The sequence below is a fragment of the Thalassococcus arenae genome (genome assembly GCF_019104745.1).
GTDB lineage: Bacteria > Pseudomonadota > Alphaproteobacteria > Rhodobacterales > Rhodobacteraceae > Thalassococcus_B > Thalassococcus_B arenae.
The window spans coordinates 474,479-501,125 of sequence record NZ_JAHRWL010000001.1; the positions used below are offsets into that span (position 1 = coordinate 474,479).

The window sequence follows — 26,647 nt, forward strand, 5'->3', positions numbered from 1 at the left end:
GCGGCGCCTCAGAAGAATGCAGCGTAAAGCGGGAAGAAAAGCGGCTCGGTCAGGCCCTTGGGCAGCAGGATCCGTAGCGTGACCTCGAAGAAGAAGAACAGGAACACCGGCGTCAGCAGGGTGAGCGGCAGGACCAGTACCCAGCGGTGACCGCCGAAGATGCGCAGATACCAGAACAGGAACAGCGGCAGCGCGACATATGCACCCGCAAAGGGCATCAGCGCGATGGTGACAACCAGCGCGCCGGTCACCGCCAGCACGCTGCGCAGCATCGACATGTCCATGTGGAAACTGGCCCGAGCATCGGCGGCGAAGCTGCGCAAAAGGATGCCGGCGGCACAGGCGAACATCATCGCCGACAGCCAGAAGGGAAAGGCACCACCGCCCGGCCCGCCCGTCGTTCCGTTCCAGCCGATCGGCAGTTCGACGGCATGCACCATGAAGTAAAGCGCCAGGGCCATGATCCCCCCGGCAATCAGTCGATCTGCAACCAGCATGTCGCCTCCTCCGGCCGCTGCGTGTTTCCGGGTGGCCGCCGTGGACCACCCGGTTTCACTCAAGACGAATTCCCCGGGCTCAGGATGCGGGCAATTCGCCCATGTCCTTGAGGATGGCGTTGTGTTTCTCGCGCTCGGTCAGGAAGTAGTCCTGCAGCTCTGCGCCCGAAAGAAAGGACGGGTCCAGCGCTTCGTCTGCGGTGTATTCCTGCCATTCCGGCAGTTCGGACAGCTTGCGGAACATCTCGGTGTAATAGGCGACCGCCTCTTCCGGCATACCCGGAGGCGCCACGAAAGACCGTTGCATCGCGTAGACGATGTCGTGCCCCAGTTCGCGTGCGGTCGGCACATCAGGGAAGGCCGCGATGCGTTCCGGCGTGAACGCCACCAGCGGGATCGATTTACCGGCCTTGTAGAAACCCATTTGCTCGGACGGGTTGTTGACCGTCGAATTGATGTGGTTGCCGATCAGGTTCTTTGCCACGTCGCCGCCGCCGTCGAACGGCACATAGGTCATCTCGAGGCCGAATTCCCGTTCCAGCATCGCCGTGACCAGGCTGTCTTCTTGCCCGGTGCCGGTACCGCCCATTTTCCAGTCTTTTCCGGCGGCCTTCACCGCAGCGACATATTCGTCGAGATTGGTGATGCCGCTGTCGGCATTGACCCAAAGGATGAACGTGTCTTCGGCCATCCGCGCCAGCGGCGTGAATTCCGCGATGTCGACGCCGATATCGGTGCGCAGCGGGGTCGTGTAATAGCTGTTCAGCGTGGCCATGATGACATGTGCATCGCCCGACTTGTCCTTGAGATAGCGCAGCGCCTCGGCGCCCGACCCGCCGCCCTTGTTCACGGGCAGGATCGGCATCGACGACAGACCTTCTTTCTGGATGATCGACTGGAACAGCCGCGCGAGACGATCCGCGCCGCCGCCCTGCCCGGCCATGATCACCATCTCGACCGGCTTTTGCGGCGACCACCCTTCGGCGAAGGCGGATGTCACGCCGGACACCGTCAATGCGGTGGACGCGGCCAAACCCAGCATGAAACGCCGCGAGAATGTGTTGGTCATGTTAATCTCCTCCCTAAGCTTGGACGTCGCGCCTGACTGAACCGAACGCTCGATTCATCGCTTGCCCTGAGGAGGAACTACCATGTGGTAATAAAATTGCTTTGATTATCGCGTATTCGTGTTAAATCTGTCGTCAACTCTTCTAATATTTGTAAATTTGTAAATGACCAAGATCCTCATCGGACCGCAGATTCGCCAGATCCGCAGCCGTCATGGCGAAACACAGGCCCAGATGGCGCGGCGGCTGGGTGTCAGCGCGGCTTACGTGAACCTGCTCGAACACAACCAGCGCAGCCTGTCCGTCGCCGTCCTGATGGCGTTGTCCGAAGAATACGGCATCGACATCAAGGACCTGGTGACGGACGGGGAAACCTCCAGGCTGGCGGACCTGCGCGCCGCGACCCGCGATCCGATCTTTGCCGGCGACGGGCCGGACCTGCCGCAATTGCGTGCTGCGCTGGACCACGCGCCGGGCCTGGTGGAACAGTTCCTGCAACTGCACCAAAACCACCGCGGCCTGCTGGACCGTTTGAAACGTGCATCGGACGGGCAGCTGCCGCCGGTCTTCAACGTCTCGCCGGAAACCGCCATCCACGATTTCTTTCGCGATCGCGGCAACCACTTTGCGCGGCTGGAACAGCAGGCCGAAGACCTGCGCGCCCGCATCGGCGGGACGTCCGACGACATGTACGCGCTGCTCAAGCGGCAGTTGCGGCTGAACCACGGGGTGCAGACCGAATTGCGCCGCATCACCGACATGCCTGACGCCTTGCGCCTGTTCGACGATGGCCGCCGCGTCGTCGGGCTGTCCGAGGCGCTGGACCACCCCAACCGCGTCTTTCAGCTGGCGCATGTTCTGGGCTTGCTGGAAGCCGCCGAAACCGTCGACGGTCTGGTCGCCGAAAGCCGGCTGGACACCGAAGCAGGCAAAGCCCGGCTGCGTGTCGAACTGACGAATTACTTCGCCGCGGCGCTGCTGATGCCTTATGACGCGATGCACGATCTCGCCGAAGCGACGCGCTACGACATCGACCGGATCGCCGCCGGTTTCGGCGTGAGCTTCGAACAGGTCTGCCACCGCCTGACCACGCTGACCCGCGACGGCAAGCGCGGTGTTCCGTTCTTCTTTCTGCGCGTCGACCGGGCCGGCAACGTGACCAAGCGTTTCAACGCCACGGCCTTTACGCTGGCCGAAGAGGGCGGCGCCTGCCCGGTCTGGGACATCCACGGTGCCTTCAGCGTGCCGGGCATGATCGTGCCGCAATGCGTGGAACTGCCCGAGGGCGGCCGGTTCTTCACGATCAGCCGGACATCGGACCGGCCGGGCTTCGGCCCGCGGCAACGCGACAGACGGCTGGTCGTCGCCATCGGGTGCGAAATCAGCCATGCCGACCGGGTCGGGTACGCGCGGCGGTTCAACCTTGCCGACAAATCCCTGTTCAGTCCAATCGGCATCAACTGCCATGTCTGTCCCCGCCAGGCCTGTTCTCAGCGCGCGCACCAGCCGCTGCACATGAGCCTGCCGATCGATACCAAGCGCCGCGGCCAGACACGCTACGAAAGCTGAGCGCGGCGCACGAAATTCGGAACGGTTTGTTAAAGGTGCGTGCGTATGCCTGTTGCGCGGTCCGGCTCGCGGCCGCCGTGACATCAGCAACGCACGGAAACCCATGTCCGAAGCGCATCATCATTGCCTGGCGCCGACCCGCGCGCGCAGCGGGATGGACCCGCTGCTACCCTTTCTGGATTCGGCGCTGGCCGCGCCGGTGACGATCTCGGCCCGCGACGTGCAGCGGATCGACTCGGTTCGCCTGCATATCCTGCTTTCGGCACAAAAAAGATGGGCCCGCGACGGCCAACCGTTCCGGATCGTCGACATGACCCCGACGTTCCGCATCGGGCTGGAACGGCTCGGCGTGCCGGCCGATCAATTCGACAAGGACGCACAGCAATGACGACAACCGTTCTCGCCATCGACGATTCCCGGACCATCCGGAACCTCTTGCGGGTGTCTCTGGAAGGCGCGGGGTTCGCCTATTTCGCGGCTGCCGATGGTGCCGAAGGCGTGGCCATGTTCGCCGAGGTCGAACCGGATGTCGTCATCACCGACATCAACATGCCGGTCATGGATGGCTATGGCGTGATCGACAGCCTGCGCAACGGGCCGCATGCCACGACCGTCCCGATCATCGTGCTCACGACCGAAAGCTCTGACGACCTCAAGATGCGCGCCCGCGACGCCGGTGCGACGGGGTGGATCGTGAAACCGTTCGAAGACGCCGCGCTGGTGTCGGTCCTGCGCCGCGTGACGGGGCACGCGTCGTAGCATGTCGGGATCGATCCGCGATACCTTTTTCGAGGAGTGCGAGGAACTGCTCGAGGCTTTGGTCGAAGGGCTGGCCACGCTGGAGCAGGCAGACGCCGACCCCGAGACCGTGAACGCCGTCTTTCGCGCCGTGCATTCGATCAAGGGTGGCGCCGGCGCCTTCGGTCTGGACCCGCTGGTCGGGTTCGCGCACAAGTTCGAAACCGTCCTGGACCGGATCCGGGATCAGCATCTCGAAATCGACGACACGCTGATGCGCCTGTTGCACCGTGCCGGCGATGTCTTGGCCGATCATGTCGAAGCCGCGCGCGACGGTATCGAACCGAACGACGACGCCCACGGCCCGGTCCTGCGCGAGCTTGACGGCTATCTCGACGCCGAAGAGGAAGAGGCGTTTTCCTTCGACGCCGTATCGATCGGTTTCGACGCGGCCCCGATCGACGCACAGGCGGACCGCACCGAATACGCAATCCGGTTTTCCCCGCAGCCGGCGCTTTTCGCCAACGGCCACGAACCACTGCTGCTTTTCGACGCGCTGGCCGAACTGGGCGAGATCGAGGTCAGCCTGGATATCGACGCCATCCCGGAATTCACCTCATCCGCATCCGCCGATCCGACGCTCGACTGGACGATCACGCTGCGCAGTTGCGAAACCGAAACCGACGTTCAGGCGATCTTCGAATTCGTCGATTCGCTGTGCCGCCTGGAAATAACATCCCTGCCGATCGGTACGACATCACCGTCCGTGCCGCATCTGCCGGACCCGCAGACCGCTGCCGGCCCGGCGGAGGGCCCGAGCGCGGCAACACCGGGCGCCTGCGAAGGCGACGCTCCTGCGAAAAGCCGCGAGATTCGTGGGCCGAAACCCACCCTTCGTGTCGATCTCGAACGGGTCGATCGGCTGATCAATACGGTCGGCGAACTGATCATCAACCAGGCGATGATCTCGCAACGGATCGAGGAACTGGGGCTTCCGGCCGCGCACCAGGTCTTCAACGATCTCGAAGACTACGGGATGCTCGCCCGCGATATCCAGGAAGGCGTCATGGCGATCCGTGCGCAACCGGTGAAACCGCTGTTCCAGCGAATGTCACGGATCGTGCGCGAAGCATCGCAGGCTACGGGCAAACAGGCGCGTCTTGTGACCGAAGGGGACAACACAGAGGTCGACAAGACCGTGATCGAGCGGCTTGCCGATCCCCTGACCCATATGATCCGCAACGCGGTGGACCATGGTCTTGAAGACCCGGCGCGGCGCGTCGAAGCGGGCAAGGACCCGACCGGGACCATCCGGCTTTCGGCATCGCACCGGTCCGGAAGCGTGGTCATCCAGGTCGCCGATGACGGGGCCGGGCTGGACCGCGAAAGGATCCTGGCCAAGGCCCGCAACAAGGGGTTGGTTTCTTCCGAGGCGGACCTGGCCGACCAAGAGATCGACAACCTGCTGTTCCTGCCCGGTTTTTCCACCGCCGCCGAGGTTTCGAACCTGTCCGGCCGCGGCGTCGGCATGGACGTCGTCAAGAACGCCGTGACGGCGCTTGGCGGACGGATCGCAATCGATTCGACGTATGGCGGCGGGACGGTGTTCACCATCTCGCTTCCGCTGACGCTGGCGGTGATGGATGGTTTTGTCGTCACCGTCGCGGGGCAAACGATGGTCGTCCCGATCACCTCGATCCTCGAAACCATACGCCCGACGGCCGACGACCTTCACAGGCTCGGCCCCGACGGCGAGGTCATCGCAGTTCGCGGCAATTACGTGCCGGTCGTCGATGTCGCGGCGTCGCTTGGTCTGAGCCCCGCCGGGGATTGCCCGGACCCGGCGATCCTGCTGCTGGTCGCGAGCGAACGGCACGGCCTGACGGCACTGCGGGTCGACGCGATCCACGATCAGCGACAGGTCGTGATCAAGAGCCTCGAAAGCAATTTCTGCGCCATCCGGGGGGTCTCGGCGGCGACGATACTGGGCGACGGCAAGATCGCCCTGATCCTCGATACCGACATCCTCGCGGAGCCGCAGAGCGCTGTCCGCGAGACGCCCTCCAACCCCGAGCCCGTGTCCAGAAGGGAGCTACGACATGCTTGATATCCGCAAATCCGAGATGGACAGCCAGTTCGAATTCATCACCTTTTCGGCCGGTGGACAGAGCTTTTGCCTCGAGATCACGCAGATCCGGGAAATCCGGCGCTGGACTCCGGTGACGGCCCTGCCTCATACCGGCGACGATGTGCTGGGCGTGATGAACCTGCGCGGGGCGGTGATCCCCATCTTCGACCTGTCCGCACGTTTCGGCCTGGGACGCACCGCCGAGAACGAAAGAAACGTGGTGATCGTGGCGGCCAGCCACGAATCCACTTTCGGCCTGCTGGTCGAATCCGTCTCGGAAATCCTCGCGGTCGCAAACGAAGACATCCAGGAAACCCCGGACATCCAGTCCGACGCGACCAAGCAGAGCATACAGGGCGTCATCGCTGTAGACGGCGCAATGGTGCGCGTCATCAACCTGGACGCTGTCCTGCGCAGCGTCGGGGCTGTTGCGTGACGGTCATGGTGCACCCGCCCGTCCCGCCGGATATCCCGTTCAGCGACGCGGATTTCCGGGCGCTGGCCAGCTTTGCCCGGGAGCATTTCGGCCTGAGCCTGTCGGACAGCAAGAAACCGCTTGTTCATGCGCGGATCCAGAAGCGGCTGAGAGCGCGCTCCGCCAAGGATTTCTCGCAATACATGCGCCTGGTGCAGGACACCGAAGGCGGGGATGAACGCGATGCGCTGATTTCCGCGCTGACCACCAACGTCACGAACTTCTTTCGCGAAGCCCACCATTTCGACGCCCTGCGTACCGAACTGGCCCCGGTCTTGCGGCAGAAAGCCAAGCGCGGCGAACGGATCCGGCTTTGGTCCGCCGGTTGTTCGACCGGGCAAGAGCCGTTTTCCATGGCGATGGCGCTGCTGGAGGTTCTGCCGGAAACGGCGGCACGCGATATCCGCATCCTGGCCACCGATCTTGACCGTGCCGTCGTCGAAAGGGGGGCGACGGGGCGGTTTTCGGCGCAGGACATCGCGGCGATCCCGGAATCGATGCGCGCCAGATGGCTGCGCCCGGTTACCGACATAGCGAACATGTCCGAGATCGCGGAACCGATACGCCGGATCGTCCGTTTCGCGGTGCTCAACCTGGTCGAGGACTGGCCGTTCGAAGGCCCGTTCGATGCCATTTTCTGCCGCAACGTGGCGATCTATTTCGACCAGCACACCCAGCAGACCCTTTGGAAACGGATGGCCGACAAGCTCGCTCCGGGCGGTTTGCTGTGCATCGGTCATTCCGAACGCGTCACAGGTCCTGGTCTGGGACAGCTGACCAGCGTCGGTGTCACCACGTATCGCAAGGACCGCGGGAACCGAACCGAGCCGACAGGGAGGGGCGAGACATGAGCTTGAAGAACCAGTTGCGCGTGATGGTCGTCGACGACATGGCCACGAGCCGGGGTCTGATCACCCAATCGCTGGATGACATCGGCATCAAGAACTACGTCACGGAAAACGACGGCCACAAGGCGCTGGCGCGTCTCGCCGGCAGTCCGGTGCACCTGGTGCTGTCCGACTTCAACATGCCCGGCATGGATGGCCTTGGACTGCTGAAAGCGGTGCGCAGCAATCCTGCGACGCAACGGATCGGGTTCATCCTCGTGACCGGAAAGCCCACGCCCGAGATGGTCGCGCAGGCCAAGCAACTTGGCCTCAACAACATGATCAAGAAACCATTCACTTCGGCCTCGATGAAAGCCTGCCTGGAAAGCGTGGTGGGGCGGCTGTGACGACAAGACCCCACGGACACGAGATCGCCATGTCGCAGGCCATTCGACTGGTTTCATCCGAGTTGCTGACAATGGCCCATCGCCTTGGCCGCGTGGAACACGGGATCGAACACCTGTTCGATGACCGCGACGTACCACCGGAACCCGCGGCCCTGGTCGCCCTGCAGGAAATCGACGTGCTCGCACAGTCGCTGATGGCGCTTGGGGATTACCTTGACCGACTGGCCAACTCGGTTCCCGACGGCGCAGCGAACAGCGTCGGTGCCGCATTGGCGCGGATGCCGTTGCGCGGGTTGGCGCAACGGCTCTCGGGGTCGGACCCGGCGGTTTGCCGCGCCGGCCAGGTCGAAGTGTTCGAAGCGGCCGAACCGCCGTCGGCGGCCGCATCCTGCGACCGGGCGTGATACCGCCGTGATCACGCTGGTCATCGCCTGCCCCTTTCCCCTGCGCCTTCGGCAGCTTGTCACTGCCCTGCAAGGGCAACCGGATCTGCGTATCGTCGCCGCGCCGTCAGATCTGATGTCCACCTTCGTGGCGGTCGAGGATCGCAAACCCCACGTGGTGATGATCGACCGGACGCTGGCCATGAAAGCGGAATTCGAGGTGATGCGCGGCCTGTTCGCCGTTCTCGATGTGCGATGGCTGGTGTTCGAAAGCGGTCTGGGTGAACCCGCGAAACGCCCCGCCATGCCCGGGCCCACAGCCGGGGCGGACCTGTTCGAACTGGACGCAACCATGTCGGCCCGCGCGATCGTCGCGCAATTGCGCAGCGTCGCGCGGGTATCGCGCCACACCGGCCGTTCCAGGCCCGCGGGCGAGCCCGATCATTCCAGCCGCCGCGACGTCCCCGGTGTTCCGATCCTGATCGGCGCGTCGACCGGCGGGGTCGAGGCCTTGATCCACGTGCTTTCCAATTTCGGGCCGGATTGCCCTCCGACCCTGGTCGTGCAGCACACCGGCTGCGGTTTCGGAACCAGCCTGGCGGATTTGCTGGACCGCCATTGCGGTGCATCGGTTCGGCTGGCGGACCACCGACAATGCATCCCAAGCGGCGTTGTCATCATTGCCGCCGGAACCGACGCGCATCTGGTCATGGAACGCTGCTGTCCGGTCGAGGCCGCGCTGGCCGGCGATGCGCCCCGGTCGGGCCACCGGCCATCGGTCGACTGCCTGTTCCTTTCGGCTGTGCGGTTTGCGCCGAACATATGCGCCGCGCTTCTCACCGGTATGGGCAAAGATGGCGCCGCCGGGCTTCTTGCCCTGAAACAGGCCGGCGCCGCGACCATCGCGCAGGACAAGGCAAGCAGCGTCGTATTCGGAATGCCGGGCGCCGCCGTGTCGCTGGGCGCCGCCGATCGTGTCTTGCCGATCGAAAGCATCGGGCCCGCCTTGCTTGCGGAAAGCCATGCCCGTGCACAATCCAACGGACGGGCTTCGGCATGATGGACGACATGCAGCAGGTGCGGACGATCATCCAGGGCGAATTCGCCGTGTCATCCTGCGCCGATCAGGTCTTCGCGACGGTCCTGGGGTCGTGCGTGGCAGTCTGCCTGACGGATCCGTCCAGAGGAATCGGTGGCATGAACCACTTTCTGTTGCCGGGTCGCCGGGCCACCGACGGCCACGACATCCGCTATGGCGCCTATCTGATGGAGCTTCTGATCAACGGGTTGCTGAAGGCCGGTGCCTGCAAACGGGACATGAGGGCCAAGGTCTTTGGCGGCGCCTGGATGGGCGCCACCCCGACGGATATCGGCGCTGGAAACGTGGCCTTCGCACAAGAGTTCCTGGCCAGCGAGGGCATCCCGATCCTGTCCAGCAGCGTCGGCGGGACCAAGGGGCGGAAGATCCGGTTCTGGCCCGGCACCGGACGCGCGCAACAATCCCTGCTCGGCGACGCGTCCGGCTTGGCGGTGACGGAGGTTCCGACACGGCACAAGGCGGCGGCGTCGGTCACCTTGTTCTGACATCGGCGTTCTGACATCGGCGTTCTGACATCGGCGTTCTGACATCGGCGCGTCACCGTGCGCCCGAGGCCCCCGGTTGCCCCGACATCCAAGACCCCCCGACCCCGCCGAAGACTGCAGCGCGACCATGCGCGTTCGACCATCGGGTGGGGCATCGATGCCGCGCGCAGGAAAACGCGCATGGGCAGCGCGGCTCACGCATGCTAAGCGCGGCATGCGAAAGGACATGAACATGCGCCAGCCCCCGTTGCCCTTCACCCGCGACCTCGTGCTGATCGGCGGTGGTCACACCCATGCATTGGTGCTTCGTCGCTGGGGCATGAAACCATTGCCCGGTGTGCGTGTGACCCTGGTCAATCCCGGGCCGACGGCGCCCTATTCGGGCATGTTGCCGGGCTTCGTCGCCGGCCACTACCCGCGGGATGCGCTGGATATCGACCTGGTGCGCCTGGCCCGTTTCGCCGACGCGCGGCTCGTGCTGGGAGCGGTCGACGCCATCGACCTGGCCGGTGGAGAGATCCATGTTCCCGGACGGCCGGCCCTGGGCTTCGACATCGCGTCGGTGGATATCGGTATCACTTCGGACATGCCCGGCCTGCCGGGCTTTGCGGAACATGCGGTGCCCGCAAAACCTCTGGGCGCCTTCGCCATGGCCTGGGAGTCGTTCGTGGCATCGAAGGCGCCGTCCGATATCGTCGTGATCGGCGCGGGGGTCGCCGGGGCGGAATTGTCGATGGCCATGGCCCACAGGATGCGGCACGCAGGCCGCCCCGCGCAGGTGCGCCTGTTGGAGCGCGGCACCGCCTTCTCGGGTCTGCCGGCAAGATCGGCAGCGCGGCTTCGTCACGCGTTGTCGGTGCAAGGCGTGAACCTCCAGGAAAATGCGGAAATCCGCGCGATCACCACCGAGGGTGTGGTTCTCGATGACGACACGAGTGTTCGGGCATCCTTCGTCACCGGCGCGGCGGGCGCTCGACCCTATCCCTGGCTGGCCAAGACCGGTCTGGCTTTGCGCGACGGTTTCATCCGTGTCGACGGCCGGCTGCGCAGTTCCGATCCGCGCATTTTCGCCGTGGGGGATTGCGCCCATATGGACGACAATCCCCGCCCCAAGGCGGGTGTCTACGCCGTCCGCCAGGCGCCGGTGTTGTTCGACAACCTGCGCGCGGCACTCGCCGAAACCGGGGGGATGCGCCAATACCGCCCGCAACGGGACTATCTCAAGCTGATTTCGCTTGGCGGCAAGTCGGCGCTTGCCGACCGTTTCGGCCTGACATTGGCGGGCCCCGCGCTGTGGCGATGGAAGGATTCGATCGACCGGTCGTTCATGGACAAGTTCCGCGACCTGCCGGCGATGCAATCCAAGCCCTTGCCCTGGCCGCGCGCGGCGGGGCTGCGGGAGGCGGTCGGACCCAAGCCGATGTGCGGCGGCTGCGGCGCCAAGGTCGGACGCGCCAGCTTGCGCGAAGCGCTGGCGGGACTGCCGTCGGGAACGCGCGACGACACCCTGAAACTGCCCGGCGACGATGCCGCCTGTCTCAGCCTGGGGGGTGTGCGCCAGGTCTTGTCGACAGACCACCTGCGTGCCGTCACCGAAGACCCCGTGCTGATGGCCCGGATCGCAGCCCATCACGCGCTTGGCGATATCTGGGCCATGGGTGCGCAGCCGCAGGCCGCGCTCGCCTCGATCATCCTGCCGCGGATGTCGGACATGCTTGCGCGGCGCAGCCTCTCCGAGATTCTCGAAGCGGCAGCCGAGGTCATGGCAGCCGCCGGTGCCGAGATCGTCGGCGGGCATTCCACGCTGGGCGACGAATTGACGATCGGGTTCACGGTGACCGGGTTGTGCGACACGGACCCCCTAACCCTGGCCGGCGCCCGGCCCGGCGACACGCTGATCCTGACGAAACCGATCGGATCCGGGGTGCTGATGGCCGCTGAAATGACCGGCGCCGCTGCAGGCGAAGACGTGGCCGCCGCCTATCGCCTGATGGTCGAGGATCAGGGCCGCGCCGCGAACCTGCTGCGACACGCCCATGCGATGACCGACATCACCGGTTTCGGCCTTGCCGGCCACCTGCTCAACATCTGCGAGGCCTCGGGGGTTGGTGCCGAACTGGCGCTTGACGCGGTCCCTCTGTTCCCCGGTGCGCTGGCTCTGGCCCGGGCCGGAACCCGGTCGACGCTGTTCGCACAGAACCGCGCCGCCCTGCCCTGGCTGCCGGACACACCGCGCCATGATCTGCTGTTCGATCCGCAAACCGCGGGTGGGCTGCTGGCCGCCTGCCCCGGCGATCCCGACGACACGCTGAGCGCCCTGAGACAGGCGGGCTACGGCGCTGCCGCGATCGGACGCATCACGGGGACTACGGGTCAGATATCCATCGTCTGAAGCGCCGCGGCAAGGTCGTCGGCGGCGCGTTCCAGATCGGCATCGTCCAGTCCGGGCAAGTCGAGCGCATGCAGAATGCGCGGCGCGATCACCGACCGCGCCTTGCGGTATGCCGGATCGTAGTGATCGGCCATCAGCGAGGCGACGAGATCGCGGCGCCGGCCTTGCCCGATCATCGCCATCCACTCGTCGACCAGGGCTGCACCACGATGAAACCGAAGCGGCGCCAGTTTGGCACGCAAGGCTTCCGTGTCCGAAAGGATGTCGTCATAAGCGCGATCGAGATATCGCACCCGCATTTCGGACGATGCCGACACCTCGATCCAGGGCGCGGACTTCATCGCCGACCAAAGCGCCGGCGGCAGCAGCAATGTCCCGATCTTGCTGCTCTCGGCCTCGACGACCACGGGACGGGCAGGATCGAGCGCCTGCACGGCCACCGCCAGCGCAGTTTCGAAGGCCTTCTGGCTGGGCTGCCCCCCGGGTCGCGCGCCCAGAAGCGATCCGCGGTGCCGCGCGAGGTCTTCGAGATCAAGAACCTGAATGCCGCGCCTTTCAAGATGCTGTAGAAGCGCCGTCTTTGCCGTGCCGGTATTGCCGCCTAGAAGGACCAGGCGATGCGGCAGGCTTTTCCCATGCATCAGGTCGACCACCAGCCGCCGATAGCTCTTGTACCCGCCCTGCACCGTCTCGGCACGCCAGCCGATCTCGCGCAACATCCACGCGAACGAGCCCGAGCGTTGCCCGCCGCGCCAGCAATAGACCAGCGGTCGCCAGGCGCCGTCATGACCGGCAAGCGGCCCTTCTATGTGGTTGGATGCATTGCGAAAAACCAGCGCCGCTCCGATCTTTCGGGCCAGAAACGGACTTTCCTTCTTGTAGATCGTGCCGACCCGCGCGCGCTCGGCGTCGTCGAGCACCGGCAGGTTGATCGCGCCGGGTACATGATCCTCGGCGAACTCGGATGGGCTTCGGACATCGATCACGGCATCGAAGCCGTGCGACAGGAACGCGCCGATCCCGGAAAACGTCTTTTGCATGCGCCGTTACATGCCACATGCCCCAGCGGCGCACCAGCGCGACCGACGCGTCCGTCCGCACCCGCCGACGTCGCGAAAAACCCTCTGGACAGCCTGCCGCCCCTCGGCTAGACCGCCCCCACCCGAAGGCGCCGCCTTCACCCGTGCCCGGGTAGCTCAGGGGTAGAGCAGTGGATTGAAAATCCTCGTGTCGGTGGTTCGATTCCGCCCCCGGGCACCAAAGCACCTCTTAGTGTTAATGATATCAATGAGTTACAGGAAAAAATCGTCCCACCGTTTGCGCGCCTGGGCAAAAGTGGGACTTTTTTGTTCGTGAGGCGTTCGCGTTCCGGCGCACGAAATCGCTCCGTCGACGGCAGTCAATCTGTGATGTGTGTGGGCCAGAGCGTTTCGATGTGACGATACACATCAACCAGAATGAACTTTTGACGACCGATGCCGTCCTTCAGTTCCTTGGGAAACCGCGCCATCTCTTCGTAGCTTGGAAGCACAACGAACTGCACTTGATCGAGTTGAAACAAGAAGTCGTGTGGTACGCGCCACTCCCGCTCGTGCGCGTAGTCGATGGTCTTGCCGGACAGCGGGCTGGAGAACTTGGTGCCCTTTGGCCTATAGGCTGGCCAGAACGGGGTGACGAAGGTTTTCACATGCTCGTCCCAGTTCTGCTTTTCCCAATGGTCGGCGCGTACATAGTATGCAGGGCCACCACCTGCGGCGAACACATGAGGCTTTGTGAAGCCGACACCGTAAGAGGAATAATTTCCAACGTGTCTGAGCAAGCTTGACCAAGGGCACTCGGTGAAACAGACAGCAGGGTTCTTTGTCCAAGGAATGCTTGAAGCGATGAGCCTTCTATCGGTCAAGATTGAAACCAAATGTACAAATGGCGTTTCGCCCTCACCTTTGGTGAAATGCGCTACAAAGTTTGAATCACTCATTTTGAATGCCTATCGTTGTTGACTATTTGGGAGTTGTGCGCCCGGGAACTGTATTGATGCGGCTATCCAAGCGTCGCTCTTACATCTGTCATCGGGATGTACACGCGCTTGGGATTATCCGGATCGCCGAGTGGCCGAAAACCAAGGTCTTCATAGAAGCGCCAGCGACGGTCGAAGTGTTCGTCCTCGAGCACGTCGAGAACGATGGCGGCGGCACCCATCTGATCCGCGATGCCGATACACCGTTTCATTGCATCGATGACGAGGGCGGTCCCGAGGCCGTTGCCTTGCATGTCCTGCCTGACCGCGATGGCGCGGATGTAGATGACCGGAACGTCGGGCACTCGTGCGCGTTGCCACGCTTTCGGGCCGAATTCGGATCGGACCGCGAGGGCTCCCAGCGTGTAGAAGCCAACCACGGCGGTATCGTTTTCTGCAGTCGCAATCCAGGCCGCGGCCATACCAGCCTTGATCTGGTCTGACAGGGAGGACTTCAGGAAGTTGTCGATAGGTGCGAAGCCACAGGAAAAGGCGCTGCGGTCATGCAGCGCCTTGTCGAATTTCGCGATGGTCAGTGCGGGCCGGTCCGCCGGAGTATCAGCCGGCATCCTTCAGAAGGCCTTTCGACGCATCTGCCGCGCGGGCCAGTCCGGGCACGACCTTCCCCGGGGTCTCGACGGCGGCCCTGAACGCGTCGAACGCCTCGACAGGCAGAACGGAGAGAGACATACGCTGCTCCACCTCCTGCGCGCGCAGAAGAGCGGCCTGACGGATGAAGTCGGCCTCCTGCAATCCGGTCGCTGCCGCAGCCGCGCGAATGCGTTCTTCATCCGTGCGATGCATACGCAATTCCTTGCGTGCTTCCATCTTGCCCGGGGTTTGCCTGACTGAAGTGATGGCGAACATGGTCGATCTCCTTTGAGCGGAGTATGTACGGTATAACGCCGTACATGTCAAGGATTTCTGTTTCGACCGTCCTCCCTTCCCGGCCCGCCCCCATCCCGCGACAACAGCTTCATTCCGGACGCCGCCAGCACCTTCTGGCGCGCGGCGCGGGTGTAGCGCGATGCTTCCTTCATAGTCGTCCAGCCGAAGATCGCCATCAACTGCCGCTCGGTCGCGCCGTTCTCGGCCGCCAGCGCCGCGCCCGCCTTGCGCAGACCGTGGGCGGAATAGTGCTTCAACCCGGCGTCGTCGCATTGCTTGCGGAACCAATTGCCGAAGCCGTTCGAGGTGAAGGGCTTGCCGAAGGCCGTGACGAGGAAGGCGAGGTTGCCGGTGGGCGTGGCGTCGAGCACGGCCTTCAACTCGGGCAGGACTGGGATGGAGAGGGTGACGGGCTTGCGGTCGCGGTTCTTGGCCTGGGTCAGGGTGATCCAGCCGTCCTTGATGTGCTGCGGCCCGAGCCGAACGATGTCCGACCGCCGCTGCCCGGTGTAGAGCATGAGCGCGAGCGCCAGCCGCGGCTTGCCGCCGATCGGGTGATGCTCCTCGAACTGGCGGACCTCTTCCATCGTCCAGGAATGGAACCCGTCGCCCTTGGCCTTGAGGTTGGGCACGTCGCGGGCCGGGTTGCGCTGCGCCAGCTCGCACTCGACCGCAAAGGCATAGACCTGCCGCTGTGCCTTGACGAAGCCGTTGGCCGCCTCGGGCCGGTCCGCCATCTCGTCGCGCATGCGCCGGACATGACGAGGCTCCATCAGCGCGTAGGGTTTCGATCCGTTCTTCTCGCAGATCCGGTCGAGGATGCCGCGTCGGACATACTTGGTGCGGCCACTCAGCCGCTGGTATTCGGCCGAGACGTAGTACCGCTCGCAGAGCCATTTGAAGCTGCCCTTCGATCCGCGCCGCTCGAGCGGCCCGGCGGGCGCGCGTGGCGTCGCGCCCATCATCGCGGCGCGGTATTCGGCGAGGAAGTCCTCCGTCCCCGGCTGGCTGCGCAGTTGCACCTTCAGGTGCCCGGGCCGCCGCAGGTAGATGCGCACGTTCCCGTGCCGGTCGGTACTTCGATGACGTGCTTCAGGCGGATGCTGCCCGAGCCGTCTCTCATCCTGAATGTGGGCATTTCACGCGCTGCCTTTCGTCAGCCGTCAGTCGTCCCAGGGATTGTGGTCGGAGTGATCCCCATCAGGGATCAGCTCGAACACCCGGTCAAGTTTTTTCCGGTCCCAGACGGTGCGGGCATTGATCCGCTTGGGCGGCGGCATGCGCCGGTCGCGGACGAGGTGATCGAAGAGCGTGGGCGAGACCCCGATATAGGCCGCCGCCTCGGTCCGTGAGAGACCGCGGGGCGCGAGCGTGGGCGGCAGGATGGCGGGGCGCTTGGGCATGGGGCGATGGGTTTGGGTTTCGGGTATCCCGAGGATGCCGGAAAGGCAGGGAGGAACGAAGCCGAGAACGGGCGGGGTAGGCCTGTGGCGGGGAATGACAGGCGGACGGCGGGTTCCGGCTTTCAGGGCGGTGTGCCGGGTGTGCTGGCGTAGTCGCATTTTGTCGTGGGATCGGCGTAGTGCCGCGCGAAAAACATTATCAAGTCAGTGGGTTGGTACTATTGATGCATCAATAGACTTGTGATTGCGACGGATAATCTCTCCGAACAACAGCAACTTGAGGTGGCCATGCGGCATCTCTTTCATCTCGCGCTCCCGTTGTTGAGCGCGAGATGCCAACTCCCGATGCTCGGAGTTCTCGCCCCTTGAACATAGCAACCGCCAAGAGCACGATTCCGCACTGTGCATGCCAGTGATCTGAAAATACTGCGAAATTGCAGGAAACCTGCACACGACCGATTTGCATGCACGCGAAAACGCCAGTCGCGTCAGTGACTTGCGGCATTCGTGGCAGGCGCTTTTGTCTTGCCCTTTTCCCTTCGCGCTGCAGTCCTAGGACCTCTACTTTGCCGTTTGCTCACCATTGCATCCTGGGCTTCGATGCCGTGCGGTGCGGCCAGTTGGTTTGGCTGATTGTCAGACCGAACCGTTCAAAACGCCCGAAGTGTTCCAAAGAAAGCGCAACTGGGGTGCAGCGTTGTTGCCAAAGCACTACCGCTAGGCTGCTTCTTTTCTGCATCCGATTTGTTCATTGAAAGCCCCGTCTCGAGCCAATCGGCTGATCCACAGCCGCCGATTGAGTACCCGTTTTCGTCAATAGAAGGCTCGACGGTTCGAGGTGGACATGGGCTCCCGTGGCCCCCGGCGGAGGGCCTCGACGAGGTCGCGAGCTTGCGCTCGGGACTCTCATTTACGCCAAGCGCATGGCACTCATGCTGCCATCGCCGTCTAGGTTCTCTCGCAGACATGGGGCATCTCCCTTTCCTTGCTTGCCTGTCTCAGCATGGGGCCCCGCTTGAAGGGTAAGTCAGAGATCCGATCAACGGGGATGAAGTTTCCGACTTAGCGGCAACTTCAGCTGTACCCGGCGCTTTCACGAGGCACTGGGCGGGACCGGGAAGTTCGCTGTGTGTGCGCTATGAACGACGGCAATTCGGACAAAGCAGACATCTCAGTGGGCACTATTCGCCACGAGTCAAATCCGGATGCGCAAAGTAGATGGATGGATGACCATCGACCAACCGATAGAGCCCATGACACTTGACCGCGCCGCCGGATCAGGTCCAAATCAAACTGTTCGGAGGACGCCGTCGGAAAATTTCCCCGACTTTCGAGATACATCAAAAGGGGTCCCATCATGCCCAATGCAAGCCAAATTAAATCGAGGTTTCTTGGGAAGCGTGGCGATCCTTTTCATCAATTCGACCGACTGATAAGAGCGACCATCGAGCTTTCTGGCGCCGTGTCGGAGTCGCCCGAATTTTACTTTGGTCTAGCAAATGAACTCGTAGCAGAAACCCAAGCAGATGCTTCGCGAAAGCTCCTTGCCTACCGAATTCTCTCGACGCTCAATCAGTTAGACAATCCAGAATACTCCGAATCCTACAGAGATGTTATTTTCGCACTGCGACGCTCCGGGTTTTGGATTGAGAAGGCGTTTTCTCCGACTGATGAACTTAACCAAGCAGAAAACACCCTATTTGCACCTCAGCCATTCCACTTTGGAGACAGCAATTATTCTCGGGAACTTAGGACGCATATAGACAACCGAACTCCCGAAACTTCACGAAATGCTCTTTATAATGTAATCACCAGAATTCACGAAGCTACAACTTCGAACATCGATTCATCAAAAACAGCCCGAAAATCAGTCTTCTTTGAACCCATCTTTGGTCGAGGGCTGAGCCTGTTGGATGCATTGGGAGAAATACACTTTGAAGCTAGCGACAATGCCACGCGGCATGCCCTTCGGACCGACAATAACAAGCACAGTTTCGACTTTGTCGAAGAAAATTTCTTTGGGGACATCCAATACCTTCAAATGACTGCCATTAGTCAACTAGCAAAGAATCCCGGACGTCTGAAAGAATGGCCCGCTGCTGTCGCCACCTACATCGATATGTACCTGGAACGCCAAGAAGTAAAAGGGAGTCGCTTTCTGGTATTTTCGTATGCTGACAATGGGCCAGGAATTATCGAGCACATCACGCGGTTTCGGCCGGAACTTTTAGACCCCTCAGCATCTTTGCGGGAAGTCATCAATGGGCGGATGACAACTAGTTCCATCGACGGTGCGGGCGATGGCTTATCCAATATGCAAGAGGCAATGATTGGCGTTAACGGGTTCATCAATATTCAATCCGGCGGACACACCTACTCCTTCAACGGCATCAATCAGTCTGCCGGTGTCGGCATAGCATCGCGCAGTCGCGGTACTCTACTCACTTTCGTCGTACCGGCATAACCATGAGCGATTCAATAAAGGTGGTAGAAGTTCGTCTCAACGTCACGTTATCGAATTCATCAGACCTAGTTGCGGTTCAAAAAGAACTGGCAGCGAAGGTCCGGAGAGCCAGATCAGTTGCCTATGAAGAGAGGAAGCGGGGCGAAAGCAACGCACCGAGACATATAGTGTTTGCTCTTGACCGTCGGGTGGACTGGTCAACGGTCCCAGAGTTACTGGAAGACGTTAGACAACAACTACTTTCACCTGCAAGCCATCGACGCAATCCCAATTCCAGCCAATGGATGCTATACAGCGAAAAATTCGAACCAAAGGTTGTTCCGTTATATCAACCTCCGGGCATTGCACACCAAGCAAATACCACCGAGGTAATTGAGCTTACTCGAAGGTCGGACATGGAAGGAATCTTGACCCACGAGTCCGTGTTCTTTCATCACGACCGGCAGGCATTTTTTCGTTTACCGAGTGGTGAGATCAGTGACTATTTTCTTCGGGTGGGTAACGTTCAGCACGATTCACACAACATTGAGAAAATCGCTTTCTGGGCACTGCCTCGGCTGTCAGATGTTCATCACGTTCTCTGCGAGACTTGGAGCATATCGACAACTGCTGCCACGATAGCCAAGTTTATCGATACATACCGAGGTGATGGCGCTGTTGCCTGGTCGTATTTGAGTGCGTACCTTCCACAAAAGGTTTCTGATTTGCGGCACGTAACCGAACTCTTTTCCCAAGCGGCCGGAAAGGACACAAAGGTTCTGTTTCTTGTAAGCGCATCAGCCAGTGGCCGCATACACGGTGAGTACTTGAAACTGGCTCGTCAGGCCGATGCGGAGAAAAACACTCGCATTCTCACTATTTATCAACTCAACCGCACTCCCTGCGCAGGTTACGTCATACATCCGTTGGCGGACTTCTTGGAGAATCTTGGACTGAAGGGAGCAACCGACGCGTTTGATGTGGGAAGTGCGCCAGTCATCGAAATCGACACTAGCACTTATATCCCAAAGTATCGTGGCGTGACCACAAAGCCATTTTCAGTCATTCAACAGACCGCAAGAGCAAAGGAGTTTTACGAGACATATTCTGGAAACAGGATTTTCTCAATTGCTCGAAAGGGACGCACGTCGAACAGATCTCCTGGACGACATTACACCTACCACGTGGACATCCAGAAGTTGATGGAACACCCCGCATTCGCGGATCGACTTCGAACAGTGTTGTCCAACCAAGAGCCGACTACGACCATTGTGCTAACCCCTAGCAGTACAAACCAGCAATTTCTTAAACTCTTCTGTTCAGAACACAAAGCAGTATTCGGGTTTACCCCTAAGAGCACGATTGAGATAGAACGCCTGACCCAAATCTCAGAACACCAACAGATTAAGGAAGCACTTATTGATGGGAATGAACATGTGACGTTCATAGAATCAATTATTGTTGAAGGGGCTAATCTCAACGACCTGACCCAAACCATTAGGAAGACTCGAGACCAAGGCCATCCATCAAAAGCCTACATTACTTACCTTGCAGGCCTCTTTCGGCCTTATTCGGATCGCAAGGAAAAATGGGTGAATCTCTTTCCACAATGCAGCAACCATCTTGGCTTTCGGGAACGAACCAAAATAGTAGCGGTTGAGACCGTCATTATGCCCAAGTGGATTGATGAAGACTGCCCTTGGAAGCGAGAGTTACGGGCACATGAGAAGGCCCTCGAAAAAGGCGAGCTAGATGACTGGCAAGAGTCTTACATTCAGAAACGAATACTTCTGCTTTCCGGCGCAATGAAGGCTGGCGGTGATGGATTGCGAGGTTCCGAGGTTTTCTTTCGACGCAATCCTGAAGATGATTTCCCCTTCTGGTCTGGAAGTTTTTGGTTAGATAAGTCCGCAGTGGTAGCCGCAAACGCCAAGCACGGCGTTACGATTACAGAAGCTGATGTTGATGTGGCAGACTTGGTATGTGCTGTGGCATCCGCTGTCCACGCCTGGCGATGCAGTAACCCGAACTCAAGTGTCCTGTCACATGATTTGAGCTTCGATGAAGTCATCAACCAGGAAGTCACGAGTGAGAACGTTGGATTCAATGAACCTATGCTGAGAGCGGCGATTTGGCGTTCTTTGAAACCTGGCGAGATCAGTGTGTCAGGATCAAACTCGGACACTGCAAGTATGCTGTCCAATATCTTTCTGGATCTCAACGCAGAAAATCCCCATCGTGTTCTTGGTGGCGAGGCTGCGCTGATTTATGCTTGGCGGCTCCGCGGTTTGCTAGGCGCCGAGGGGCACGAGAAAGTAGATTGGCGTTATCTTCTACATTTGGCGGAAGCAGTCGAAACCCGATAATCGGTCTAATCTGCGATGCTCTCAACGCTGCGGATGTCCCAAAAGCGTGCTGCAACCGCGGCACCATCGAGCCAAGCTAAAGGTCCGGTTTGGTTCCAAGACACTACCTGGCGTGTGTCGAGCGTCTGACCCTTGTTAGCTGTTGTGTTCACTTCTTGTAATTGCCGGTCCGGCGAAGCTTGAGGAGTGGCTGAACTCCGAATTTATTGCTGGAAAACCATCCGAAAACAGCGTGAGCTCCCACGCTTCTCTAGCTCATCGACTCAAACACAATCTCAGGCAGAACCACGTTCCAAGCGTCCCGCTTCATTTGTGCCTGATAGTCTTCGGAAGAATCCTCTCGGAAACGCGTGGTGATCGCGTGGACGCTCCCGCGAATGAATCTTCTTCCTTCAGATGGCCGATATTTCTTGGCGAGCCTACAGACTGGCACTCCTGCAGAATTCGTGATGATCCAGCTCTCGCCACGTTGAACGAGCAGTAAAGGATCTTCTGGCTTTAGCCGTTGGATCGCGCGGAGAGACGCGTGGCCCGGAGCTAACCGACCGGCAAAGCTCAGGTCGACTTCTGACGGGTCCAGGGTTTGATAGACCTTCCGACACTCCGACACATCGAGTGTATCATGCGGCCGTCCTCTGATCAGGAACGCATGGTCATTCAGGCTACCAAGGATCGGATGTGTGTTGGACATCGCTATTAGTGCTAGACTTAGTCGGGCTCTTGTCATGGCGACGTACAAGAGGCGGCGCGCCGCGTCTCGGTCCTCGCCTTTCGACCGTTTTTCCCAAGCGCCGTCGAGAACAACGACATGGTCGAACTCGAGCCCTTTCGCGCGATGCGCGGACAGCAACATCAGGCCGGCTTGTCGCTTTCGAATGTCACGCCCCCATTCAGCAAGCCACTCGAGTACGTCTTTTCGGTCCGTTTCGCGATCGCCCACGTCCTGCACGAAGTCTTCTACGCCTTCCCGCAGCACAGACCACCATGGGCCTTCTGGCTGTCGATCCATCCACTTCGCGAGGTCTGAGACAGCAAGCCCGGATCGCTCTCGAGCCCGTAGCCAGTTGACCAGCGTCTGGGTTTCTCGCAGCCGCCAGAAATTAGGGGCATCTGCGTTCGCAGCTTGGACGGGAATGTTCCGTGCCTCGCAGTAGCTGCGGACAGGCTGAAGGTAGCTCCATTCACGCGCTATGATTGCGGCCTTTGCCCAGTCCCAGTGCGGAACGATCTTGGACAGTCGCTCCAATTCCTCGACGGCAAGAACGGCCTGGCTGAATTGATCGCCTGCATCCTTGATGACTTGGACGCGACCGCGGCCGAAACTGTCGAGACGTTGTAACTCGCCGCCAGCTCGATCATCTTTGCGGGCTCGATTGACGGTGATGTCGTGAACCGCCTTCATTCGCTCGGCTGCAGGGTCGATCACCTGGTTTGCAGCGCGGATGATGTTGGCCGTTGAACGGTAGTTCTCGATCATGTGGCTGGGCTGGGCTTTGTAATCTTCCTCGAAGCGGCGAATGAAGGCCACGGATGCGCCCGCGAAGGCGTAGATATTCTGGTCGTCGTCGCCGACCGCAAAAAGGCTCAGTCGGCGATCTTCGTCCTCGACCGAGCGCCCTGCAACAGCAGCGATCAGTTCGTATTCGTCTGGCCCGATGTCCTGATACTCATCGACCAGGATCCAACGATAGCCTTCTATGAGGGTCTCACGCTGGGCCTCGGCCTCGTCCCGTGATAGCCCTTCACCTTTCAAGAGGGCGACGGCCTGGGCCATGATCCGGTCGAAGTCGACGCTTTCGACCTTCTCGGCGCGTTTCGCGAAGCTGGCACCGATCATGCGCATCGCAAGACCATGGCAAGTGGAGATGGTGACGCCGCGCGCATCGTCGCCGATCAGATCGAACAGGCGACGCCGGATTTCAGTGGCGGCATGGCGGTTGTAGACCAAGGCCAGGATGCCGCGTGGGTTCTCGCGCTTCACTCGGATCAGGTAGGCGATACGGTGGACCAGAATGCGGGTCTTGCCCGAGCCGGGACCCGCTAGGACCAGCACGTTGGTCTGTTCACGCTCGTCCGCAACGATCCGCGTCTGTGTGGTATTGCCCAAGGATTCAACGATGTTGCGCCACGACTCTGGCGTTGTCTGGCGGCGAAGCTCCGCGCTTCTTCCCGGCAGCCACTTCTGAACAAAGCTATCGCGGTCGAGGGTGAAGTAATCCTCCGAAAGCCTCAGCGCGTCATGGACAGACTCGAGCCCCTTTTCGGCATAGGCGGCCATGATATGGGTCTGCAGGACTTGCTCTTGATAGTGCAGCTTCAATGGCTCGAAATCGGATTCTGTGAAGGGCTGGGGGCCGGGCGCCAGGTGGATCGTCATGGCTGGCCGGAAAATCGTCATGCCTTTTCCGAGTGTGACGACGCCCTGTTCATGGAGCCAGAGCAGCGCGCGGTCGAGGAGCTTCGTGGGATCGTTGACCGCGCTCGAAAGCTCGAAGTCGCCAGTCAGCGCTGCCATCAGCTTGCCCAGTGTCGTTTCGACCTGGATATCCTTGCCCCGCGCCCGGTCGGGTGCTTCCTGCTGAAGTGTCGTCAACAGAACTCGGCCCGCGAGACGGCGGAGCTGGGCCGTCACTGAGAGGGCTTGCCAGTTGCGTTGTAGGCGCAGCGACAGGTGCTCCCGGTCGAGTTTGCGGACATAGAGGCTCCCGATCCCCTCGCTTTCGTCGCGACCGTCCCGCGCGATGCCGCGAACCAACTTGTCGACGATGTCAGGGCGCACGGTTGGATGCCCGGCGTCTCTCAATTCCTGCGAAAGAAGCTTGAGGTTCAAGGTCGAGCTTGCTCCCAGCTCAAGGTCCGGGGCCAATTCCCGAAGCTTGTCGATCAGGTCCCTTTCAAGGCTGTTCGCCTCCAACAGGCGCTTCTGCGAAGAGTCCTCCACGCCGAGATGCACGAAGATGGTGATCGCGGTGTCGTTCGACGCGATGCCAAGCGCCTCAAGATCATTCAGCGCCTTGCGCATCTGACCTGACGAAAAACCCGAGATGCCACAGAGCTCATCCGTCGAGATCCCCTGGTCCGGCGGCGCGTTGATAAGGCTCCGAACGAAGGCGCGAAGCCTGAGCCGATAGCCCTCCGTCATATTTGCCTTGGCGATGATGCTGTCCGCCTCGGCGAAGGTCCGGATGCGAAGCGACGACGGATACACCCGAACGCGGTTTTCCTCTCGCCGCAGCAGCACGGCTTCTTCTAGCCACGACACGGCTGTCTTCACCCTTGTGTCATCGGTTGCGGAGTCGCGCTGGAAATCGAGGTCCTGTTCCTCACGCACGATCTCCCCGGCGGTCGCGACCACCTCGCCTTTCTGCTTCGTTCGCCTGTCAAGACGGCGCAGGGCCTTTAGGATTGCACCGATCTCCCTGCGCTCAAGGCGAGAGCGCGCCGAGAGGCTGAACTGCCGCTCGATGTCGTCACGGCTGAAGAGGAGAATGCAGCGGGCATGATCCCGATCACGTCCGGCCCGTCCCGCTTCTTGCAGATAGTTCTCCAAGGAACCCGGGATATCGGCATGGATCACGAGCCGGATATCCGGCTTGTCGATCCCCATGCCAAAGGCATTCGTGGCGGCGATCACGCGCAGATCGCCCGCGGCAAATGCCATCTGAACGTCTCGTTTCTGTTCCGGGCTGAGGCCGGCGTGATAATGGGCCGCGGCAAAACCGCGTTCCTTCAGGAAGGCCGCCACACGTTCAGTTGCCGAGCGCGTGGAACAATAAACGATCGCGCCCGACGTTCCCTGCCGGGGAAGGGCCTCCTTGATGATCCGGACCACATCCCCTAGTTTCTTGCCCTTGTCTGTCGGCACGATCTCGAAAGACAGGTTCTCGCGAACGGCACCCCCGTCGAGAAGGGTTAGTTCAGTCGCTAGTCGATCTCGGAAATGGTCAGTGATGTCGCGGATTACATCGGGTTTCGCAGTCGCCGTCAGGCAGATGATCGGCGCTGGCTCTTCGCCTCCGGAATACTGTTTGATGAAGCGCCCGACATAGCGGTAGTCGGGGCGGAAATCGTGCCCCCACTTCGAGACACAATGCGCTTCGTCGAGCACCCAGTAGCCGACTTCCCTTTGACTGAGAACCGAACGGACCGAGGGGCTGCGAAGCTGTTCGGGCGAGATTAGCAGGATCGCCGCATCGCCAAGACGCACCTGGTTCAGGGCATCCTGCCGTTCCGGCATGGAGAGCATGCCGTTGATCGTGACGCAGGACGTGATCCCTTGGCGTCTCATCCCCTCAACCTGATCTGCCATGAGGGCAACAAGAGGCGAAATGACGACTGTGAGCGCGCCCGTTTTTGTGAACTGTGACAAGGCCGGCAGCTGGTAGCAGACTGACTTGCCCGTCCCCGTGGGCAGAATGCCGAGAACTGGGGTCTTCGCCATCGCGGTGCCGACGATTGTCTCTTGTAGGGGACGTCCATCGGGACCGGCAGGGTTCGGACGGAACCCGCTGAATCCGAACCAATGCTTGAGCAGGGCCTTGGGGTCATTCTGCGACTGACACCAGCCACACTGGGGATCGGTGCAGGGCGTGTCTCGCAAGCGCTTCACCAGGCGGCTGGCCTCCGGGAACTGGTGCCGCACCCAGGGCGGCATGACGGAGTCGCCGCCCGCGACTGAGATCCAGGCCAGCGCATAGGCCAGCGGCCACCCATTCCGTTCTGCCTCGGGGATGACCGTTTCGATCTGATGACTACATGCAGCGCCGCGCAGAAGTCCGCGAATGGCCGATTGCGCCTCTGCGGGGCTAGGTCGCTGGGCACCGCGTACGAATTCAAAGACGGCGTTGAAGCCAGCGTGATCGCTTCGGGTCGTCGTCAGGTAGTGGTATGCGCGGGTCGTATCAGGATCGACATGATCGATGTCACTCAGCGCCCTGATCTGATTGTCGAGAACGGTCAGCACCAGTTCGGCATCAAGACGCGGATCGTTGACATGCCCTGCCTGCAAGCGGCCATCCTGATAATGTTTCACCAGGCTATGGTAGGGGTTTCGAGGGAAAGCGAGCGGATTGAGCCAGAGCGTATCGATGATCGGTTTCTTGAGAAGCCGGAGATCAACCTTGGTGTTTTCGAGGTGTTTTGCGTCGAAGTGAATGAAATTGTGCCCGAGAAGGAAGTCGGCCTGTCGCGCGAAGCTGTCGAGTCTTGAGAGGGCGTCAATTAGGTTGCCACGGTTGAATTCGACGGCCTCTTCCGTTCCATGCCGGACACCCGCGAAACTCTGGATGCGGTTTGTCTTGGGATCGATCTCAAGATCGATGGACACACATCGATTGAGGAGCGCGCTTGCGTGCGCAGCTTCTGGATGTAGTCCGTCCTCCAAGTACCCGTCCCGTTACGCCTTCGCCCCAATTCAGGTTATCCATTACAAATCTGGGAAATCAAAGGCAAACGGCTGACGTT

22 protein-coding genes and 1 tRNA gene are annotated in these 26,647 nt (G+C 61.0%); 14 read left to right on the forward strand and 9 right to left on the reverse strand.

Going from position 1 to position 26,647, the window contains the following annotated elements; genetic code table 11:
• Positions 1-8: 8 nt before the first annotated feature.
• Positions 9-497, reverse strand: a complete 489-nt coding sequence (locus tag KUH32_RS02365) for a tripartite tricarboxylate transporter TctB family protein (RefSeq protein WP_217776466.1) — start codon at positions 495-497, stop codon at positions 9-11.
• A 79-nt stretch (positions 498-576) separates the two neighbouring features.
• Complete coding sequence (locus KUH32_RS02370) at positions 577-1,566, reverse strand: Bug family tripartite tricarboxylate transporter substrate binding protein (protein WP_217776467.1); 990 nt, start codon at positions 1,564-1,566, stop codon at positions 577-579.
• A gap of 163 nt (positions 1,567-1,729) precedes the next feature.
• Here KUH32_RS02370 and KUH32_RS02375 point away from each other — a divergent pair, with 163 nt between their 5' ends.
• The 11 genes from KUH32_RS02375 to selD all read left to right on the forward strand — a co-directional run bounded on the left by KUH32_RS02375 (position 1,730) and on the right by selD (position 12,067).
• Entirely contained in the window at positions 1,730-3,133 is a 1,404-nt protein-coding gene (locus KUH32_RS02375; protein WP_217776468.1) for a helix-turn-helix domain-containing protein, read from the forward strand.
• Between the two features lie 103 nt (positions 3,134-3,236).
• The gene (locus tag KUH32_RS02380; protein WP_217776469.1) at positions 3,237-3,521 is read left to right on the forward strand and encodes an STAS domain-containing protein; all 285 of its coding nucleotides are present in this window, start codon (positions 3,237-3,239) and stop codon (positions 3,519-3,521) included.
• Positions 3,518-3,892: a response regulator gene (locus tag KUH32_RS02385; protein ID WP_217776470.1), complete on the forward strand. Its 375-nt coding sequence runs from the start codon at positions 3,518-3,520 to the stop codon at positions 3,890-3,892. The genes KUH32_RS02380 and KUH32_RS02385 overlap by 4 nt, the downstream gene beginning before the upstream one ends.
• 1 nt (position 3,893) lies before the next feature.
• Positions 3,894-5,978 (forward strand): chemotaxis protein CheA, encoded by a 2,085-nt coding sequence (locus tag KUH32_RS02390; RefSeq protein ID WP_217776471.1) that lies wholly within the window; start codon positions 3,894-3,896, stop codon positions 5,976-5,978.
• Positions 5,971-6,435: a chemotaxis protein CheW gene (locus KUH32_RS02395; RefSeq protein WP_217776472.1), complete on the forward strand. Its 465-nt coding sequence runs from the start codon at positions 5,971-5,973 to the stop codon at positions 6,433-6,435. The genes KUH32_RS02390 and KUH32_RS02395 overlap by 8 nt, the downstream gene beginning before the upstream one ends.
• Before the next feature lie 5 nt (positions 6,436-6,440).
• Entirely contained in the window at positions 6,441-7,325 is an 885-nt protein-coding gene (locus tag KUH32_RS02400) for a CheR family methyltransferase (RefSeq protein WP_217778248.1), read from the forward strand.
• The gene (locus tag KUH32_RS02405) at positions 7,322-7,708 is read left to right on the forward strand and encodes a response regulator (protein ID WP_217776473.1); all 387 of its coding nucleotides are present in this window, start codon (positions 7,322-7,324) and stop codon (positions 7,706-7,708) included. Before KUH32_RS02400 ends, KUH32_RS02405 begins: the two co-directional genes overlap by 4 nt.
• 29 nt (positions 7,709-7,737) lie before the next feature.
• Entirely contained in the window at positions 7,738-8,112 is a 375-nt protein-coding gene (locus KUH32_RS02410; RefSeq protein WP_217776474.1) for a DUF8776 family protein, read from the forward strand.
• 7 nt (positions 8,113-8,119) lie between these two features.
• Positions 8,120-9,151, forward strand: a complete 1,032-nt coding sequence (locus tag KUH32_RS02415; protein ID WP_217776475.1) for a CheB methylesterase domain-containing protein — start codon at positions 8,120-8,122, stop codon at positions 9,149-9,151.
• On the forward strand, positions 9,148-9,675 hold the full coding sequence (locus KUH32_RS02420; protein ID WP_217776476.1) for a chemotaxis protein CheD: 528 nt from the start codon (positions 9,148-9,150) through the stop codon (positions 9,673-9,675). Before KUH32_RS02415 ends, KUH32_RS02420 begins: the two co-directional genes overlap by 4 nt.
• A 232-nt stretch (positions 9,676-9,907) precedes the next feature.
• Positions 9,908-12,067: a selenide, water dikinase SelD gene (gene selD, locus KUH32_RS02425; protein ID WP_217776477.1), complete on the forward strand. Its 2,160-nt coding sequence runs from the start codon at positions 9,908-9,910 to the stop codon at positions 12,065-12,067.
• Here the strand turns inward: selD and mnmH are convergent.
• The gene (gene mnmH, locus KUH32_RS02430; RefSeq protein ID WP_217776478.1) at positions 12,049-13,107 is read right to left on the reverse strand and encodes a tRNA 2-selenouridine(34) synthase MnmH; all 1,059 of its coding nucleotides are present in this window, start codon (positions 13,105-13,107) and stop codon (positions 12,049-12,051) included. The two genes, selD and mnmH, sit on opposite strands and share 19 nt — an antisense overlap.
• Positions 13,108-13,252: 145 nt before the next feature.
• On the opposite strand from mnmH, the gene KUH32_RS02435 reads away from it, so the two are divergent.
• Positions 13,253-13,327, forward strand: a tRNA-Phe gene (locus KUH32_RS02435).
• Positions 13,328-13,466: 139 nt separating this feature from the next.
• On the opposite strand, the gene KUH32_RS02440 is transcribed toward KUH32_RS02435, so the two are convergent.
• The 5 genes from KUH32_RS02440 to KUH32_RS02460 form a co-directional block, all read right to left on the reverse strand.
• Positions 13,467-14,045: an abortive infection system antitoxin AbiGi family protein gene (locus KUH32_RS02440; protein ID WP_217776479.1), complete on the reverse strand. Its 579-nt coding sequence runs from the start codon at positions 14,043-14,045 to the stop codon at positions 13,467-13,469.
• A gap of 62 nt (positions 14,046-14,107) precedes the next feature.
• Positions 14,108-14,653, reverse strand: a complete 546-nt coding sequence (locus tag KUH32_RS02445) for a GNAT family N-acetyltransferase (protein ID WP_217776480.1) — start codon at positions 14,651-14,653, stop codon at positions 14,108-14,110.
• Positions 14,643-14,951, reverse strand: coding sequence for a type II toxin -antitoxin system TacA 1-like antitoxin (locus KUH32_RS02450; protein ID WP_217776481.1), 309 nt, complete (start codon positions 14,949-14,951; stop codon positions 14,643-14,645). Before KUH32_RS02450 ends, KUH32_RS02445 begins: the two co-directional genes overlap by 11 nt.
• Before the next feature lie 47 nt (positions 14,952-14,998).
• Positions 14,999-16,030, reverse strand: coding sequence for a tyrosine-type recombinase/integrase (locus KUH32_RS18615; protein WP_348541074.1), 1,032 nt, complete (start codon positions 16,028-16,030; stop codon positions 14,999-15,001).
• A gap of 105 nt (positions 16,031-16,135) precedes the next feature.
• On the reverse strand, positions 16,136-16,375 hold the full coding sequence (locus tag KUH32_RS02460) for a helix-turn-helix transcriptional regulator (RefSeq protein WP_217776482.1): 240 nt from the start codon (positions 16,373-16,375) through the stop codon (positions 16,136-16,138).
• Between the two features lie 1,357 nt (positions 16,376-17,732).
• On the opposite strand from KUH32_RS02460, the gene KUH32_RS02465 reads away from it, so the two are divergent.
• Both KUH32_RS02465 and KUH32_RS02470 read left to right on the forward strand, forming a co-directional pair.
• Positions 17,733-18,839: a hypothetical protein gene (locus tag KUH32_RS02465; protein WP_217776483.1), complete on the forward strand. Its 1,107-nt coding sequence runs from the start codon at positions 17,733-17,735 to the stop codon at positions 18,837-18,839.
• A 2-nt stretch (positions 18,840-18,841) separates the two neighbouring features.
• Complete coding sequence (locus KUH32_RS02470) at positions 18,842-21,184, forward strand: hypothetical protein (RefSeq protein WP_217776484.1); 2,343 nt, start codon at positions 18,842-18,844, stop codon at positions 21,182-21,184.
• Positions 21,185-21,434: 250 nt separating this feature from the next.
• Here KUH32_RS02470 and KUH32_RS02475 read toward each other — a convergent pair whose 3' ends face one another.
• Positions 21,435-26,567, reverse strand: a complete 5,133-nt coding sequence (locus KUH32_RS02475) for a RecQ family ATP-dependent DNA helicase (RefSeq protein ID WP_217776485.1) — start codon at positions 26,565-26,567, stop codon at positions 21,435-21,437.
• Positions 26,568-26,647: the final 80 nt, after the last annotated feature.

What these genes read in the sequence shown, in the direction of transcription:
- KUH32_RS02365 (WP_217776466.1), bottom strand. Translation starts at nt 497, where the DNA reads ATGCTGGTTGCAGATCGACTGATTGCCGGGGGGATCATGGCCCTGGCG.
- KUH32_RS02370 (WP_217776467.1), bottom strand. Translation starts at nt 1,566, where the DNA reads ATGACCAACACATTCTCGCGGCGTTTCATGCTGGGTTTGGCCGCGTCC.
- KUH32_RS02375 (WP_217776468.1), top strand. Translation starts at nt 1,730, where the DNA reads ATGACCAAGATCCTCATCGGACCGCAGATTCGCCAGATCCGCAGCCGT.
- KUH32_RS02380 (WP_217776469.1), top strand. Translation starts at nt 3,237, where the DNA reads ATGTCCGAAGCGCATCATCATTGCCTGGCGCCGACCCGCGCGCGCAGC.
- KUH32_RS02385 (WP_217776470.1), top strand. Translation starts at nt 3,518, where the DNA reads ATGACGACAACCGTTCTCGCCATCGACGATTCCCGGACCATCCGGAAC.
- KUH32_RS02390 (WP_217776471.1), top strand. Translation starts at nt 3,894, where the DNA reads ATGTCGGGATCGATCCGCGATACCTTTTTCGAGGAGTGCGAGGAACTG.
- KUH32_RS02395 (WP_217776472.1), top strand. Translation starts at nt 5,971, where the DNA reads ATGCTTGATATCCGCAAATCCGAGATGGACAGCCAGTTCGAATTCATC.
- KUH32_RS02400 (WP_217778248.1), top strand. Translation starts at nt 6,441, where the DNA reads ATGGTGCACCCGCCCGTCCCGCCGGATATCCCGTTCAGCGACGCGGAT.
- KUH32_RS02405 (WP_217776473.1), top strand. Translation starts at nt 7,322, where the DNA reads ATGAGCTTGAAGAACCAGTTGCGCGTGATGGTCGTCGACGACATGGCC.
- KUH32_RS02410 (WP_217776474.1), top strand. Translation starts at nt 7,738, where the DNA reads ATGTCGCAGGCCATTCGACTGGTTTCATCCGAGTTGCTGACAATGGCC.
- KUH32_RS02420 (WP_217776476.1), top strand. Translation starts at nt 9,148, where the DNA reads ATGATGGACGACATGCAGCAGGTGCGGACGATCATCCAGGGCGAATTC.
- selD (WP_217776477.1), top strand. Translation starts at nt 9,908, where the DNA reads ATGCGCCAGCCCCCGTTGCCCTTCACCCGCGACCTCGTGCTGATCGGC.
- mnmH (WP_217776478.1), bottom strand. Translation starts at nt 13,107, where the DNA reads ATGCAAAAGACGTTTTCCGGGATCGGCGCGTTCCTGTCGCACGGCTTC.
- KUH32_RS02440 (WP_217776479.1), bottom strand. Translation starts at nt 14,045, where the DNA reads ATGAGTGATTCAAACTTTGTAGCGCATTTCACCAAAGGTGAGGGCGAA.
- KUH32_RS02445 (WP_217776480.1), bottom strand. Translation starts at nt 14,653, where the DNA reads ATGCCGGCTGATACTCCGGCGGACCGGCCCGCACTGACCATCGCGAAA.
- KUH32_RS02450 (WP_217776481.1), bottom strand. Translation starts at nt 14,951, where the DNA reads ATGTTCGCCATCACTTCAGTCAGGCAAACCCCGGGCAAGATGGAAGCA.
- KUH32_RS02460 (WP_217776482.1), bottom strand. Translation starts at nt 16,375, where the DNA reads ATGCCCAAGCGCCCCGCCATCCTGCCGCCCACGCTCGCGCCCCGCGGT.
- KUH32_RS02465 (WP_217776483.1), top strand. Translation starts at nt 17,733, where the DNA reads ATGCCCAATGCAAGCCAAATTAAATCGAGGTTTCTTGGGAAGCGTGGC.
- KUH32_RS02470 (WP_217776484.1), top strand. Translation starts at nt 18,842, where the DNA reads ATGAGCGATTCAATAAAGGTGGTAGAAGTTCGTCTCAACGTCACGTTA.